Consider the following 15,156-nt stretch of genomic DNA (forward strand, 5'->3'; position numbering starts at 1 on the left):
CGGCTCCCGGCTCCCGGCTCCCGGCTCCCGGCTCCCGGCTCCCGGCTCCCGGCTCCCGGCTCCCGGCTCCCGGCTCCCGGCTCCCGGCTCCCGGCTCAGTGTCACGCCTCGCGCGTGCCCGCGTACATCTCTTCGATCAGGTCCTTGTACTCGCGCTCCACCACCGGCCGCTTCAGCTTGAGGCTCGGGGTGATCTCGCCGTGCTCGACGTCGAGGTCGCGCGGCAGCAGGCGGAACTTCTTGATGGTCTGCCAGCGCTGCAGGCCCTCGTTGAGCTGTTTGACGTAGTCCTCGACCATGCCGACCGTGGCGGGCGCGGCGACGACCTCGGCGTAGGACCTGCCCTCCAGGCCGTTCTCCTGGGCCCACTCCAGGATCGCCGCCTCGTCGAGGGCGATGAGGGCGGTGCAGAAGTTCCGGTCGGCGCCGTGCACAAGGATGTTGGAGACGTACGGGCACACCGCCTTGAACTGGCCCTCGACCTCGGCGGGCGCGATGTACTTGCCGCCGGAGGTCTTGATGAGGTCCTTCTTCCGGTCGGTGATGCGCAGATAGCCGTCCGGGGACAGCTCGCCGATGTCGCCGGTGTGGAACCAGCCGTCGGACTCCAGCACCTCGCCGGTCTTCTCGGGCAGTCTGTGGTAGCCCTGCATGATGCCGGGACCGCGCAGCAGGATCTCGCCGTCGTCGGCGATGCGGACCTCGGTGCCGGGCAGCGGCTTGCCGACGGTGCCGGTGCGGTAGGCCTCGCCGGGGTTGACGAAGGAGGCGGCGGAGGACTCGGTCAGGCCGTAGCCTTCCAGGATGTGGATGCCGGCGCCCGCGAAGAAGTAGCCGATCTCCGGGGCGAGGGCGGCGCTGCCCGACACGCAGGCGCGCAGCCGGCCGCCGAAGGCCTCGCGGATCTTGGCGAAGACGAGGGTGTCGGCGACCTTGTGCCGGGCGGCCAGTGCGAACGGCGCGGAGTGCACGCCGGTGCGCTGGAAGTTGTCCTGGGTGACCTTGGCGTACTCGCGGCCGACCTCGGCGGCCCACTGGAAGATCTTGTACTTGGCGTTGCCGCCCGCGCGGGCCTTGGCGGCGACGCCGTTGTAGACCTTCTCGAAGATGCGCGGCACGGCCGCCATGTAGGTGGGCTGGACGACCGGCAGGTTCTCGATGATCCTGTCGACGCGGCCGTCGACGGCGGTGACGTGGCCGACCTCGATCTGGCCGGAGGTGAGGACCTTGCCGAAGACGTGGGCGAGCGGCAGCCACAGATACTGCACGTCGTCGGGGCCGATCAGACCGGTGGAGGCGATCGCCTTCGCCATGTACGACCAGTTGTCGTGCGGGAGGCGCACGCCCTTCGGGCGGCCCGTGGTGCCGGAGGTGTAGATGAGCGTGGCGAGCTGCTCGCCGGTGAGCGCGCCGACCCGCTCCTTGATCAGCGAGGGGTGCTCCTCCAGGTGGGCGGCGCCGCGCCGCTCAAGCTCGGCGAGGGTGAGCACCTGGTCGCCGGTCTCCACGCCGGCCGGGTCGATGACGACGACGTGGTGCAGGTCGGGCAGCTCGTCGCGCTTCTCCAGGCCCTTGGCGAGCTGCTCTGCGTTCTCGGCGACGAGCACCCTGCTCTCGGAGTCGGAGAGGATGAAGGCCGACTCCTCGGCGTTGGTCTGCGGATAGATGGTGGTGGTGGCCGCTCCGGCGCACATGATGCCGAGGTCGGCCAGGAGCCACTCCACGCGCGTGGAGGCGGCGAGCGCGACCCGCTCCTCGGGCCGCACACCCAGCTCGATGAGGCCGGCGGCGATCGCGAAGACCCGCTCGGCGGCCTGTGCCCAGCTCAGCGACTCCCAGTCGTCCGGGCCCTCACCCGAGGCCGGCGGCACCGGGTAGCGGTAGGCCTCGGCGTCCGGTGTGGCCGCCACACGCTCCAGGAAGAGGGCCGCCACGGACGGCGGACGGTTCTCGATCAGGGTCTGTGCGTCGCTCACGACATCCTCCGGGGCCCGCGACAGTGCGGCTGGCTCAAGGTGCGGCTGGGTTGGCTCACGGGTGGTGGTTCGGGCTCTTGCGGGTGGGGGTCCGGCTCTTGTTTAACTCACGAGTAACTACGGGCAGGCATCAGAGTAAGGCGCGACCGGCCACCGCGTAAGGGGCTGTGGCCTGTCATTTCCCGGGCGGCGCCGCCCGTGACACGCGCAGGGGCCCGCCGCACTTTCGTGCGACAGGCCCCCATACCGCCCGGTTTGCCGAGGTGCCGGAGTCCGGCGGACGGCTACTTCTTGCCCTTGGCCGGTCCCGCGCTGTCATCGCTGGAGAGGACCGCGATGAAGGCCTCCTGGGGAACCTCCACGGAACCCACCATCTTCATGCGCTTCTTGCCCTCCTTCTGCTTCTCCAGCAGCTTCCGCTTACGGGAGATGTCACCGCCGTAGCACTTGGCGAGGACGTCCTTGCGGATGGCGCGGATGGTCTCGCGGGCGATCACGCGCGAGCCGATGGCGGCCTGCACGGGCACCTCGAAGTTCTGCCGAGGGATCAGCTCCCTGAGCTTGGCGACGAGCCGGACGCCGTAGGCGTACGCCTGGTCCTTGTGGGTGATCGCCGAGAAGGCGTCCACCTTGTCGCCGTGCAGCAGGATGTCGACCTTGACCAGGGAGCTGCTCTGCTCGCCGGTGGGCTCGTAGTCCAGGGAGGCGTAGCCGCGGGTCTTGGACTTCAGCTGGTCGAAGAAGTCGAAGACGATCTCCGCGAGCGGGAGGGTGTAGCGGATCTCGACCCGGTCCTCGGAGAGGTAGTCCATGCCGAGGAGGGTGCCGCGCCGGGTCTGGCACAGCTCCATGATCGCGCCGATGAACTCGGTGGGCGCGAGGATCGTGGCGCGCACGACCGGCTCGTACACCTCGTCGATCTTGCCCTCGGGGAACTCGCTCGGGTTGGTGACGGTGACCTCGCTGCCGTCCTCCATGATCACGCGGTAGACCACGTTGGGGGCGGTGGCGATCAGGTCGAGGCCGAACTCGCGCTCCAGCCGCTCCCGGATCACGTCCAGGTGGAGCAGGCCGAGGAAACCGACGCGGAAGCCGAAGCCGAGGGCGGCGGAGGTCTCCGGCTCGTACACGAGCGCGGCGTCGTTGAGCTGGAGCTTGTCCAGCGCCTCGCGCAGCTCGGGGTAGTCGGACCCGTCCAGCGGATACAGGCCCGAGAAGACCATGGGCTTGGGGTCCTTGTAGCCGCCGAGCGCCTCCTCGGCGCCCTTGACCTGGCTGGTGACGGTGTCGCCGACCTTCGACTGGCGGACGTCCTTCACGCCGGTGATCAGGTAGCCCACCTCGCCGACGCCGAGGCCGTCGGCCGGCAGCATCTCGGGCGAGTTGGTGCCGATCTCCAGCAGCTCGTGCGTGGCGCCGGTGGACATCATCCGGATCCGCTCGCGCTTGTTGAGCTGACCGTCGATGACACGGACGTACGTCACGACACCCCGGTAGGAGTCGTAGACGGAGTCGAAGATCATCGCGCGGGCGGGCGCGTCGGCCACGCCGACCGGGGCCGGGATCTGCTCGACCGCCTTGTCCAGCAGGGCCTCCACACCGAGGCCGGTCTTGGCGGAGACCTTCAGCACGTCGTCGGGGTCGCAGCCGACGAGGTTGGCCAGCTCCTCGGCGAACTTCTCCGGCTGCGCGGCCGGCAGGTCGATCTTGTTGAGGACCGGGATGATCGTGAGGTCGTTCTCCATCGCCAGGTAGAGGTTGGCGAGGGTCTGGGCCTCGATGCCCTGGGCGGCGTCGACCAGGAGGATGGTCCCCTCACAGGCGGCGAGCGACCGCGAGACCTCATAGGTGAAGTCGACGTGTCCCGGGGTGTCGATCATGTTGAGGATGTGCGTGTTGCCCGGGTCGTGGGTCGGGGCCCACGGCAGGCGCACCGCCTGGGACTTGATCGTGATGCCGCGCTCGCGCTCGATGTCCATGCGGTCGAGGTACTGGGCGCGCATCTGCCGCTGCTCGACCACGCCGGTCAGCTGGAGCATCCGGTCGGCGAGCGTGGACTTGCCGTGGTCGATGTGCGCGATGATGCAGAAGTTGCGGATCAGCGCCGGGTCGGTACGGCTCGGCTCGGGCACATGGCTGGGGGTCGCGGGCACGCAGGGTCCTGATTCTTGAGGCGTCCGCATACGTGTGCTTGTCCGTCTGCGGTCTCGGGTCGCTCGGGTCGGATCTGTACGTAGTCTCCATGGTCCCATGTCCGGCCGGGACCATGGAGCGGGTACGGCCCGGACTCGGCGGCCACGACCGGTTTGGGGCACGCGAGGGGCCGCTGGTAGTGTGGGGGGCTGTGTCTCATGCCCTCTCAGCACGAGGCACCCCCAAGAAATCACCGGTTACGGGACCTTCGCGGCCCCGTGCCAGAACCTGAAAAGGCTCATTCGTGGCGAACATCAAGTCCCAGATCAAGCGGATCAAGACCAACGAGAAGGCCCGGCTGCGCAACAAGGCCGTCAAGTCCTCCCTGAAGACCGCGATCCGCAAGGCCCGTGAGGCCGCTGCCGCGGGTGACGTCGAGAAGGCCACCGAGTACCAGCGCGCTGCCGCGCGTCAGCTCGACAAGGCCGTCTCGAAGGGCGTCATCCACAAGAACCAGGCCGCCAACAAGAAGTCGGCGCTTGCTTCCCGGGTCGCGTCCCTCAAGGGCTGAACACCTTCCTTGATCTGACCGGATCCTGATTCCTCCGGAATCACCCGGGATCCGACTCGCCGGAGGGACCCAGGGCGGGCCCTCTCTCATCCGCCCCCGTCCGGCGCCCCGGATCCGCGCGCGGCCTGCGTTCGCCACGCGGGCGCGGATCCAATCAGCTTGAACCGCGAGGACCCCGGTGCCTCCCCTTCCCCAGAGGGGGCACCGGGGTCCTCGGCATGCGCTTCTTCGGCCCGCGAGGCCGTGGTGGCCGCGCTCCGGGGGCCGAGGGTCCCGGAGACTCGGGGCCGAACGGAAGATCCTGGGGCACGGACCGAACCGAAGGTCAGCGGCCTTGAGAACGGATCGGGCGGAAGGCCCCGGGCACGCCCCCGGGAACGGACCGGCCCGAAGACCGCGGGCGCGGCCCCGGGACGGACCGAGCCGGAAGCCTCGGGCGCGGCCTCGGAAGCACGCCGCACCCAAGACATGGGCGCGGCCCCGGGGACGGACCGGACGGAAGACCCGGGCGCGACCTCGGGAACGGACCGGACCGGAAACCCTGGGCGCGGCCTCGGAAGCGGATCGGACCAGACCGGACCGGACCGGAGATCCTAGGCGCGGCCCCGGGAACGGGCCGCGCGGGCGATCGTCACGACCGCCTTCTCCAGGGCGTACTCCGGATCGTCGCCGCCGCCCTTCACGCCCGCGTCCGCCTCGGCCACCGCGCGCAGCGCGACGGCCACCCCGTCGGGGGTCCAGCCGCGCATCTGCTGCCGGACCCGGTCGATCTTCCAGGGCGGCATGCCGAGTTCCCTGGCCAGGTCGGCGGGCCGGCCCCCACGCGCGGACGACAGTTTGCCGATCGCCCGCACTCCCTGTGCCAGCGCGCTGGTGATCAGCACCGGTGCCACACCCGTGGCGAGCGACCAGCGCAGCGCCTCCAGGGCCTCGGCGGCCCGTCCCTCGACGGCCCGGTCGGCGACGGTGAAGCTGGACGCCTCGGCCCGGCCCGTGTAGTAGCGGCCGACGACGGCCTCGTCGATCGTGCCCTCGATGTCGGCGACCAGTTGCGACACCGCCGACGCCAGCTCCCGCAGATCGCTGCCGATCGCGTCGACCAGCGCCTGGCACGCCTCGGGCGTGGCCGAACGCCCCAGGCCGCGGAACTCGCCCCGGACGAAGGCGAGCCGGTCGGCCGGCTTCGTCATCTTCGGGCAGGCCACCTCCCGCGCCCCCACCTTGCGCGCCGCGTCCAGCAGCCCCTTGCCCTTCGCCCCGCCCGCGTGCACCAGCACGAGCGTGATCTCCTCGGCGGGCGCGCCCAGATACGCCTTCACGTCCTTGACCGTGTCGGCCGACAGGTCCTGCGCATTGCGCACGACCACGACCTTGCGCTCGGCGAAGAGCGACGGACTGGTCAGTTCGGCGAGCGTGCCCGGCTGCAACTGGTCCGGGGTGAGGTCCCGTACGTCCGTGTCGGCGTCGGCGGCGCGGGCGGCGGCCACCACCTCCCGCACGGCACGGTCGAGCAGCAGGTCCTCCTGGCCCACGGCGAGCGTCACCGGGGCGAGGGGGTCGTCATTCGCAGTCTTCCTGGCCATCGCGTCAAGCATCCCACGGGCCACTGACAACAGGGTCCGACGCCCGGGTCCGCGAGCTTCCCGCCGCCCTGGCCTACGGCTCCTCCCGCCAGCCGTCCCACCGCGCCGCGAACTCGTCCAGTTCGGCGGGGTCCAGCCGCTCCTGCTCGTCGCGCAGGACGACGAGCCACTGGGCGTCCTCGGCGTCGTCCTCACCGGCCAGCGCGTCCCGTACGATCCGGGGCTCCTCGTCGGTTCCGAACCGTTCCCCGAGGGCTTCGGCGGCTTCCTCGGCGGCATCCCGGTCGGGCAGCACCAGCACATGTCTCACGTCACTCACGCGAGCCATTGTCCGGCACCGGGCGCGGGACCACGGCCCCCTTACCCGGCACGCGAGCACGGCCACCGGCGCCGGCGGCCGGTTCCCCTTCCCGCACCGGCCGTGGGATCAGCCCTTGGCCACGACCTGGATGTCCAGCTCGACCTCGATGGTGGGGCCGACCACCGCGATGCCGCGCGCCAGCATCGTCTGCCAGCTCACGGTGTAGTCGTCGCGGTGCAGTTCGGTGGTGGCCCGGCAGGCCGCCCGCACCTCGCCCTCCATGCCGTTGCCGAGCCCGAGGTACTCCGTGTCCAGCGTGACCGTACGGGTCACGCCGTGCAGGGACAGCGCGCCGGTGACGGCCCACCGGCCGCCGCCGCGGTGCGAGAACCGGTCACCGTAGAACTCCATGGTCGGGAAACGCGCGACGTCCAGGAAGTCGGCCGACCGCAGGTGGTCGTCGCGCATCCTGACGTTGGTGTCGATGGAGGCCGCGTCGATCACCACGTGCATGGCCGACCGCTCCATCTCCTCGGCGATCCGCACCACCCCGGCGAAGGAGTTGAACCGGCCGTGGATCCGCGCCAGCCCGATGTGCCGGGCGGTGAAACCGATCGAGGAATGGGTCGGCTCGATCTCCCAGTCGCCCGGCGGGGGCAGCTGCGGCGGCTGGGCGAGCTGAAGGGTCACGTCACCGAGAGAGGTGAGCGAGTCCGGTGCGACGGTCGCGGCGGCCCGGTAGGGCGTGTACCCCTCCGCGGACACCGCGAGCCGGTACTCCCCCGCCGGCACCGTCGCCACGAAGGACCCGAAGGGGTCCGTCCCGCCGCTGATCACCCTGCGCCCCGTGGTGTCGGTGACCGTGAGCTCCGCCTGCGGCACCGGCTGGCCGACCGGGTCGAGCACCCGGCAGCTCAGCACCCCCGCGCTCGGTGGGGTCTGCACCGCCGCCAGAGGACTCGTCCGTTGCACTCGCTTCGTCCGGCTTCCCAGCAAGCGGCCGATCATCTTCGACACCTTCTGCACTATGCGAGAACAGCTGTTATCAGAGTTCCATTCGATCACTGATGGGGCTTTCGAGGCAAAGCGGGATCACATCACGGGAAACCAGCGCATGTGCTGGGACTGCGCACGACTGACCCCGTGTTGCCCGAATTAGGCGGCCACGTCGGGGTTTCGCACAGCCGGCACACGGTCGAGGCCGATGCCGAACCGCTCCCGGTACACCGAGAGGGCTTCCTCGTCACAGGCCAGCTCCCGCACCTCACGCGTCCCGTCGGCCGCCGTATTGGTCAGTGTGCGACCGCTGAGGGTGATCCGCCCGCCGTCCTCGGTGAGCCTGGAGCACACCAGTGACCGCGTGAAGTGCGAGGCGGGCGAGGTGCTGTGCCACCACGCGCCGGCCACGAAGTCACCGAGGGCCCTGGGCCGCGTCTCCAGCCGGTACTGGGGACCGCCGTCGCGGACGACGTCCAGCTCGACGGCGGGGGCGGGGGCGCCGGCCGGCCCGCCGCCGGGGGCGCCCGCCGCGGGAGCCTCCACGATCACGAACGCGCCGCCCGGATCGGCCTGCTCACCCCGCTCCCCGAAGGCCAGCGGGAAGTGGCTGTGCGTTCCGAACCCCACGTCCGCCAGCCAGTCGCCGCCGTCCACCGACCGTACCCGCAGCGCGAGATGGTCGTACGGGATCCCGAGCCGCCCCTCCTTCCCGTGCACCCGCGCCGCCAGCGGCGTGACCTCGAACCCGAGCGCGCCGAGCAGCGCCCCGAACGCCCCGTTCAGTTCGTAGCAGAACCCGCCCCGGCGCGCGTCCACCACCTTGTCCAGCAGCGGCTCCTCCGCCAGCACGATCTCCTCGCCGAGGTGGATCGAGAGGTTCTCGAAGGGCACGGTCCGCAGGTGCCGCACGTGCAGTTCCCGCAGTGCGGCGCCGGTGGGCGAGGCCGGGCGCTCGGCCCCGATGCGGCGGAGGTAGGCGTCAACCTGTCTGTCGTCCATGGCCCCAGTCTCGCGCCAGGCCCGCGCCGTGCGGCCACCCGGTCCGTGGAAGGCGGGAGTCGGACGACAGGGCAGGCCGGCCGCCCGGGCTCAGCCGGTCGGGGTGCCCTGGTGGAAGTACATCCGCCAGCCCGTCTCCGTCAGACGCCACAGGGAGCTCCGCCATGCCCGGCGACCGGCGTGGCCGGCGAAGTACGTCAGGTGGACGACGCCCGGAGCGAGGACGGCCCCGGACATCTCGCTGACCTCGACCGCCGACTCCCCGCTCACCGAGCCGTCTCCCGTCACCTGAAGGATCGACACCCTGTCCCACCGGCGTCCGGAAGCGCCGATCTCGGTGAACTCGGGGTCCAGCAGCTCCAGAACACGGGCCGGGACCGCACGCACCTCGGGATCGAGAAGCCGCAGCTCCCCGTCGATGGCCGCTCGTACAGCCCGTTCGTTCTCGTCCGTCATGCGGAAACCCTACGGATCCCCCCTCCCCGGCGCCCGGTCCCCAGCGGCATCTCCGCCCTCACTCCCGCGTCACCGCGCGCAGCCCCGCCCCCTCCCCGGTCACCGCGAGCGCGCCGTCCCGGTCCGTGCGCAGCACCACCGCGCCCCCGGCGCGCAGCGCCGTGAGCGTGCGGGGAGCCGGATGCCCGTACGGGTTGTCCGCACCGCAGGAGATGAGCGCGAGACGCGGAGCCACCACCCGTATCAGATCCGGGTCCTGGTGGGCCGAGCCGTGGTGGGCGACCTTGAGCACGTCCACACCGGCCAGGCCCGTTACGGCCGCCGAGTGCAACAGCGCCTGCTGGGCCGCCGGTTCGAGGTCGCCCAGCAGCAACAGCCGCAGCCCGCCGGAACGCACCAGCAGCGTCACACTCGCGTCGTTGGGGCCGTCCGGCGCCGACGACGGTCGCGACGGAGGCCACAGCACCTGCCAGGCCAGCTCTCCGGCGCTCCGTTCCTCACCGGCGACGGCACGCGTGAGCGGGATGCCGTGCCGCGCCGCCTCCCTCCGGACGAACTCCGCCTGGTCCGCTGGTTCCTCGTAGCCGGTCGTCTCGATCGCGCCCACCGAGCGGCCCCGCAGCACACCGGTCAGGCCGGCCACGTGGTCGGCGTGGAAGTGGGTCAGCACCAGCAGCGGGACCCGGGTGACGCCGAGCGCGCTCAGACAGCGGTCCACCGGCTTCGGGTCGGGCCCGGCGTCCACCACCACAGCGGCGCCCGGACCCGCCGCGAGCACCGTGGCGTCGCCCTGTCCGACGTCGCACATCGCGAACCTCCAGCCCGGCGGCGGCCAGCCCGTGACCACCCGGGTCAGCGGCGGCGGCCGCACCATCACCAGCAGGAGCAGGGCCCCGCAGAGGCCGCACAGCCAGGGGTGTCCCAGCAGCCGCCGGCCCAGCGGCACGACCACCGCGGTGACCAGGCCCAGCAGCAGCGCCCCGGTCCAGCCGCCCGGCCAGTCCACTCCCCCGCCGGGCAGCGCCGCTCCGGTCCGGGCCACGTCCGCGAGCCATCCGGCGGGCCAACTCGCGCACCACGCGAGCACCTTGGCCACCGGCATGGTGACCGGCGCCGTCACCAGGGCCGCGAAGCCCAGCACCGTGGCGGGCGCGATCGCGACCTCGGCCAGCAGATTGCACGGCACCGCGACCAGGCTCACCCGAGCCGACAGCACCACGACGACCGGCGCGCACAGCGCCTGGGCGGCGGCCGCCGCGGCCAGCGCCTCGGCCGGACGGGCGGGCACCCGGCGCCGGCGCAGCGCCGCGCTCCAGCGGGGCGCGAGGGTGAGCAGGGCTCCGGTGGCCAGCACCGACAGCAGGAAGCCGTAACTGCGGGCCAGCCACGGGTCGTAGAGCACCAGCAGCAGCACCGTCGTCGCCAGGGCGGGAATCAGCGATCTGCGGCGTCCGGTCGCGAGGGCCAGCAGCGCGACGGCTCCGCAGGCCGCGGCCCGCAGCACACTCGGGTCGGGCCGGCACACGACGACGAACCCGAGGGTGAGCGCCCCTCCCAGCAGCGCGGTGGCCCGCAGCGGCAGCCCGAGTCCCGGTGCGAGGCCGCGGCGCTCCACGTGCTGGGCGAGGCCCGGCGGGCCGATGAGGAGGGCGAGGAGGATCGTGAGGTTGCTTCCGGAGACGGCCAGGGTGTGCGCGAGGTCGGTCTCCTTGAACGCCTCGTCCAGCTCGGGCGTGATTCGTGAGGTGTCTCCGACGACCAGTCCGGGCAGCAGTGCCCGGGCGTCCGCCGGCAGTCCGTCGGTCGCCGCGCGCAGCCCGGCGCGCAGCCGTCCGGCCAGTCGCTGCGCTCCCGACGGCCGCCCGACCACTTCGGGCGCCGCTCGGTCGCGGACCCGCAGCACCGCCGCGATCCGGTCGCCGCCCGACAGCGGCGGCGCCAGTCGGGCGGTCACTCTCAGCCTCGTGGACGGCAGCAGCCCGAGCCAGGGCGAGCGTCGCTCCCCGCCGCCCCGCGCCCCGGTGTCCCGGCCCCGGCGCGCGTCGGCGGGGACGAGGATCAGCACCGGCGCGCGGGTCGCCGCGGCCTCCGCTCCGCCCACCCGCTCGATCTGCCGTACCTCCGCGTCGATCAGCATGGAGGTGGGCGCCATGTGGTCGCCGCTGACGCGGGGCCGGCTGATCCGGGGGTCGGAGGTCAGCTCCACCTCGGCGGTCACCGTGGCGGACTCCCGTGCCAGCGCGGGCACCGGGCCGCGCCGCACGTCCGCCCCGTGCAGCCCCGCGGAGGCGGCGGCCGCCGCGGCGCCGAGCAGGGCGGCGGCGACGGTGGCGCGCGCCCAGGCCGCCGGTGCCCGCGCGGGCGCCTGGGCCGCTTCCGCCGGTTCTGTCCGCCGTGTGCCGGCCAGGTCCACGCGCCCAGTCGCTCCGGGCCGGGCGCCACGTCCTGCCCGGCGTCGTCGGCCGAGGAGGAGCACGGCGGCGGTGGCGAGGCACACGACGGCGAAGCCGGCCACCCATTCCGCGGGGGCGCTCAGCGCCAGGGCCGCCGTCGCCCAGGCGGCGAGCGCCGGCGGTACGAGTCGCAGGTCGGTGGGTCCCTCCTGCCGGGGATGGGCGGCGCCGAGCCGTCCGCCGGAGGCCGCGTGCACCGCCGGACGTGACCGGGCACCCCGCCCGGGGCGCCCGGAGCGGTGGCCGAGGTGCCCAGGGGGCGGACCGGAGTTCCCGGAGGCCGGGTCCGTGTGGACGGAGGCCGGGTCCGGGTGGGCGGGGGCGGGGGCGGGGTGGGCGGCTCCGGGATCGGGAGCCGGGGTGGTCGTCGGAGGCCGGTTCATGGCCTGACCAGGCTTCGCAGGTCGGCGAAACGGCGTTCGCCGATGCCGTTGACGTCGCGCAGTTGGTCCACCGAGCGGAAGCCGCCGTGCCGGGTCCGGTAGTCGACGATGTGCTGGGCCAGTACCGGACCCACACCGGGCAGGGTCTCCAACTGCTCGACGGTGGCGGTGTTGAGCGGAACCGGTGCCGTCGGACCGGCTCCCGCCCGGCCCGAACCGGCCGTGCCGCCGGCGGCCGCGCCCGCCGCGGGGGCTGCCGCCGGGGCGGGACCGCCGACGACGACCTGCTCGCCGTCCACGAGGAACCTGGCCCGGTTGAGAGCGTCGAGGTCGGTGCCGGGCCGTGCCCCGCCCGCCGCCCGCAGCGCGTCCGCGACCCGGGAGCCCGCCGGGAGACGGTGGATTCCCGGATGCCGGACCTCGCCGCTGACGTCCACGACGATCCCGGGGCCGGCCGGGCCGGTCCCGCCCGGTGCCGGCGGTGCGGCGTCGGGCGCCGCGTCCCCGGCCGGTTCCCGGTCCCGGTGGGGGACCACGGCATGGACGGCCCGCGGGGCCCGCACCGTCTCGGTTCGGCCGGTCCAGAAGTGCTGCACGGCGAAGACCGCGGCGAGGGCGAGCAGGGCGGTGAGCGCGACCACGTGCCTGCGCTCGAGTGCGCAGCGGGTCTGCAGCCACAACGGCATGCGGTCCCGCAGTGCGGCACCGGCCCGCTCACGCCAGTCCGATGCCGTCCGGTGGGTACCTTCCCGGCCGTCGTCGCCGCCCACGGCAGGCCCCGCGGCACTCCCGGCGGTCCCCATGGCACTCCGGGCGGGCAGCGCCGCACGGGCCCTGGCGGACAGCACCGCACCGGTCCCGGCAGACGGCCCGGCACCGGCCCCGGCGGACGACGGCTTGGCATCGGTCCTTCCTCGCGGGGGCGTCTCCGCCGCCATCGGGCGCCGGGCGGTTCGGCCCGCGTCCGCTGCCTCCGGGCGCGGGTCCGCCCCGTACGGGTCCGGTCGGGCCCACGACGGGCCGGGGCGCGGGGCGCGGGCCGGTGGCTCCGGGGGCGTGCCGGTGGGCTTCCGCTCCGCCGGCCGGGGTGGTCCGCTGCCCGACTCACCGACCCGACGGGCGGGTTCGACGGGCTCGGGGAACAGCGCGCGGGCGCGCCGGCGCAGTTCGTCGGCCGGGGCGGGCCGGTTCCGGCGGACGCTCCCCCGTGCGGCGGGCGGCCGTCGGTGGCGGGTGCGGCCGTCGGAGTCGGGGGCGCGGCCCGGTCCACTGGTGACGGTCGCGCGTGGGCGTGGTCGGAGTGCCATGTGCCGAGGATCGGGCAGTCGGGCCCCCCGGCGATGATCTTGGTCGGTTTCCGGGGACTACCGCCCGGTTGTGGACAACTCCGTCACCCGCACGGGTCATCGTGGTGAGACCACGACTCCCAGCAGCCCCGGGCCGGTGTGCGCCCCGATCACCGCTCCGACCTCGCTCACGTGCAGGTCGGCCAGTCCGGACACCCGCGCCCGGAGCCGGTCGGCGAGGGCCGACGCCCGCTCCGGGGCGGTGAGATGGTGGACGGCGATGTCGATGCCGGTCCCGCTCGCGTGCTCGGCCGCGATCTCCTCCAGGCGGGCGATCGCCCTGGACGCCGTCCTGACCTTCTCGAGGAGTTCGATCCGGCCGTCCTGCAACTGGAGGAGCGGCTTCACGGCGAGGGCGGAACCGAGCAGGGCCTGCGCGGCGCCGATACGGCCGCCGCGGCGCAGATAGTCGAGCGTGTCGACGTAGAAGTAGGCGGAGGTGTCCCCCGCGCGTTTCTCCGCGGCGGTGACCGCCTCGTCCACCGTGCCACCGCTCTCGGCCGTCGCGGCGGCGGCCAGGGCGCAGAAGCCGAGTGCCATGGCGACCATCCCGGTGTCCACGACCCGCACCGGCACCGGGGCCTCGCGCGCGGCGAGCACCGCGGCGTCGTACGTGCCGGACAGCTCCGCCGACAGGTGCAGGGAGACGATGCCGCTCGCGCCGGACTCCGCGATCCTGCGGTAGGTCTCGGCGAAGAGCTCGGGGCTGGGGCGCGAGGTGGTGACGGAGCGTCGCTTCTGCAGTGCCTGGGCCAGCGAGCGGGTGGAGATCTCGGTGCCCTCTTCGAGCGCCTGGTCGCCCAGGACCACGGTCAGTGGCACCGCGGTGATGCCGTGGCGCTCCATCGTCCGCGGCGGCAGGTAGGCCGTTGAATCGGTGACGATCGCGACATGGCGGGACATGAGCTGGAGGTTACCTGCCGTAGTGCCCGGTCGGCAGCCCAGCCCCTCTGACCGGGTGTTTCCTCGGCCGCGTCATGTGGTGCTCTCGGGCCGGGGCTTCTTCTGCCAGGAGTAGGCGGGGCGGCGGCCCGGCGGGGTGATGGCAGGCCGGACCGGCTCCTGCGCGCCGTCCGGCCGAGCGGCCTCGGGGCCGGTCCGCCGGTCCTCGCCGACGGTCGGCGGCCCGGACCACGGAGGGGGTTCGGACGGCGGCTGCGCCCCGGTCCAGTGACGCAGGGCGTCGGCCTCCACGTCGATCTGGGCACTCAGCGCGTCCAGGTCGTCGTCGGCGAAACGCCGGGCGCGGTCGCGGGCCGCCCAGCGCAGGGAGTCGGCCGACCGCGTGATGCGGCGGGTGCGTGCGCGCAGGGCCGGGAGCCGGGCGGCCAGGGTCGTGCGGTCCGGCTCCCCCTCCAGTCGCTTGAGCTCGTCGTCCAGCTCGTGCCCGTGCACGCTGAGGCGTTCGAACAGGGCGAGGGACTCCTTGAGGGACTCGTCCTCGGCCACGCCCGCGTGAAGGGCTTCCTGGGTGGCGCGCATCGAGGTGCGCAGGGTGAGTCGGAGTTCGGCCAGCTCGCCCGCCGGGCCGGGCTGGGCGAAGGACCTGGCCCGCAGGGTGTGCTCCTCCACCGTGCGGCGGGCCTGGCTGATGGTGCGGTCCACGCCGCGCTTGGCGGCGCCGACCGCTCTGACCGCGGCGTAGGCGCCGAGCGCCAGGCAGAGCACGAAGAGCAGGGCGAAGACGATGACGACTGCTTCCACGGCGCTCCTCCTCCAGCTCGGCGGCCCCGGCGGCGCCGCATCTCGACGGCGAAGCCGCTTCTCCACGGTAAACGCGACGGGCGGGTTCAGGGTTCCGGCAGAACCCCGAACCTGCCCGTAGGGGACTACCCGGAGGCGCTCACGCCCCGGCCGTCACGCCGTCGCGCGCCCCACGCGCGGTCACGCCGCCACCCTCGCGCCACGCCGTCTCCGTCACGCCTGCCCCTGGTGTACCGGCGCGGCGCGGGCACG

The 15,156-nt window shown here is 73.3% G+C and carries 12 protein-coding genes; 1 reads left to right on the forward strand and 11 read right to left on the reverse strand.

Going from position 1 to position 15,156, the window contains the following annotated elements; translation table 11 throughout:
• Window positions 1-101: 101 nt before the first annotated feature.
• Window positions 102-1,976 carry an AMP-dependent synthetase/ligase gene (locus tag ACF061_RS03405; RefSeq protein ID WP_392265090.1) on the reverse strand — a complete coding sequence of 625 codons (1,875 nt, stop codon included), beginning with the start codon at window positions 1,974-1,976 and terminating at the stop codon, window positions 102-104.
• Window positions 1,977-2,260: 284 nt separating this feature from the next.
• A complete protein-coding gene (gene lepA, locus ACF061_RS03410; RefSeq protein WP_392265091.1) occupies window positions 2,261-4,129 on the reverse strand; it encodes a translation elongation factor 4 in 1,869 nt (622 codons plus the stop codon).
• Between the two features lie 284 nt (window positions 4,130-4,413).
• On the opposite strand from lepA, the gene rpsT reads away from it, so the two are divergent.
• Window positions 4,414-4,680: a 30S ribosomal protein S20 gene (gene rpsT, locus ACF061_RS03415; protein ID WP_392265092.1), complete on the forward strand. Its 267-nt coding sequence runs from the start codon at window positions 4,414-4,416 to the stop codon at window positions 4,678-4,680.
• 593 nt (window positions 4,681-5,273) lie between these two features.
• Here rpsT and holA read toward each other — a convergent pair.
• The 9 genes from holA to ACF061_RS03460 form a co-directional block, all read right to left on the reverse strand.
• Window positions 5,274-6,263, reverse strand: coding sequence for a DNA polymerase III subunit delta (gene holA / locus ACF061_RS03420; protein ID WP_392265093.1), 990 nt, complete (start codon window positions 6,261-6,263; stop codon window positions 5,274-5,276).
• 73 nt (window positions 6,264-6,336) lie between these two features.
• Window positions 6,337-6,591, reverse strand: coding sequence for a hypothetical protein (locus ACF061_RS03425; RefSeq protein ID WP_392265094.1), 255 nt, complete (start codon window positions 6,589-6,591; stop codon window positions 6,337-6,339).
• 99 nt (window positions 6,592-6,690) lie between these two features.
• The gene (locus tag ACF061_RS03430) at window positions 6,691-7,572 is read right to left on the reverse strand and encodes a YceI family protein (RefSeq protein WP_392265095.1); all 882 of its coding nucleotides are present in this window, start codon (window positions 7,570-7,572) and stop codon (window positions 6,691-6,693) included.
• Between the two features lie 147 nt (window positions 7,573-7,719).
• Window positions 7,720-8,562, reverse strand: a complete 843-nt coding sequence (locus ACF061_RS03435; RefSeq protein WP_392265096.1) for an arylamine N-acetyltransferase — start codon at window positions 8,560-8,562, stop codon at window positions 7,720-7,722.
• Window positions 8,563-8,652: 90 nt separating this feature from the next.
• The gene (locus ACF061_RS03440; protein WP_392265097.1) at window positions 8,653-9,018 is read right to left on the reverse strand and encodes a DUF4440 domain-containing protein; all 366 of its coding nucleotides are present in this window, start codon (window positions 9,016-9,018) and stop codon (window positions 8,653-8,655) included.
• Window positions 9,019-9,076: 58 nt separating this feature from the next.
• The gene (locus ACF061_RS03445) at window positions 9,077-11,668 is read right to left on the reverse strand and encodes a ComEC/Rec2 family competence protein (protein WP_392265098.1); all 2,592 of its coding nucleotides are present in this window, start codon (window positions 11,666-11,668) and stop codon (window positions 9,077-9,079) included.
• 182 nt (window positions 11,669-11,850) lie between these two features.
• Window positions 11,851-12,540 carry a helix-hairpin-helix domain-containing protein gene (locus ACF061_RS03450; RefSeq protein ID WP_392265099.1) on the reverse strand — a complete coding sequence of 230 codons (690 nt, stop codon included), beginning with the start codon at window positions 12,538-12,540 and terminating at the stop codon, window positions 11,851-11,853.
• Window positions 12,541-13,257: 717 nt separating this feature from the next.
• Complete coding sequence (locus ACF061_RS03455; RefSeq protein ID WP_392265100.1) at window positions 13,258-14,103, reverse strand: DegV family protein; 846 nt, start codon at window positions 14,101-14,103, stop codon at window positions 13,258-13,260.
• Window positions 14,104-14,175: 72 nt separating this feature from the next.
• Window positions 14,176-14,904 carry a hypothetical protein gene (locus ACF061_RS03460; RefSeq protein ID WP_392265101.1) on the reverse strand — a complete coding sequence of 243 codons (729 nt, stop codon included), beginning with the start codon at window positions 14,902-14,904 and terminating at the stop codon, window positions 14,176-14,178.
• Between the last annotated feature and the right edge of the window lie 252 nt (window positions 14,905-15,156).

It is taken from the genome of Streptomyces sp. NPDC015220 (assembly GCF_043079345.1).
Taxonomy (GTDB): domain Bacteria; phylum Actinomycetota; class Actinomycetes; order Streptomycetales; family Streptomycetaceae; genus Streptomyces.

What these genes read in the sequence shown, in the direction of transcription:
- holA (WP_392265093.1), bottom strand. Translation starts at nt 6,263, where the DNA reads ATGGCCAGGAAGACTGCGAATGACGACCCCCTCGCCCCGGTGACGCTC.
- ACF061_RS03425 (WP_392265094.1), bottom strand. Translation starts at nt 6,591, where the DNA reads ATGGCTCGCGTGAGTGACGTGAGACATGTGCTGGTGCTGCCCGACCGG.
- ACF061_RS03430 (WP_392265095.1), bottom strand. Translation starts at nt 7,572, where the DNA reads ATGATCGGCCGCTTGCTGGGAAGCCGGACGAAGCGAGTGCAACGGACG.
- ACF061_RS03435 (WP_392265096.1), bottom strand. Translation starts at nt 8,562, where the DNA reads ATGGACGACAGACAGGTTGACGCCTACCTCCGCCGCATCGGGGCCGAG.
- ACF061_RS03440 (WP_392265097.1), bottom strand. Translation starts at nt 9,018, where the DNA reads ATGACGGACGAGAACGAACGGGCTGTACGAGCGGCCATCGACGGGGAG.
- ACF061_RS03450 (WP_392265099.1), bottom strand. Translation starts at nt 12,540, where the DNA reads ATGCCGTTGTGGCTGCAGACCCGCTGCGCACTCGAGCGCAGGCACGTG.
- ACF061_RS03455 (WP_392265100.1), bottom strand. Translation starts at nt 14,103, where the DNA reads ATGTCCCGCCATGTCGCGATCGTCACCGATTCAACGGCCTACCTGCCG.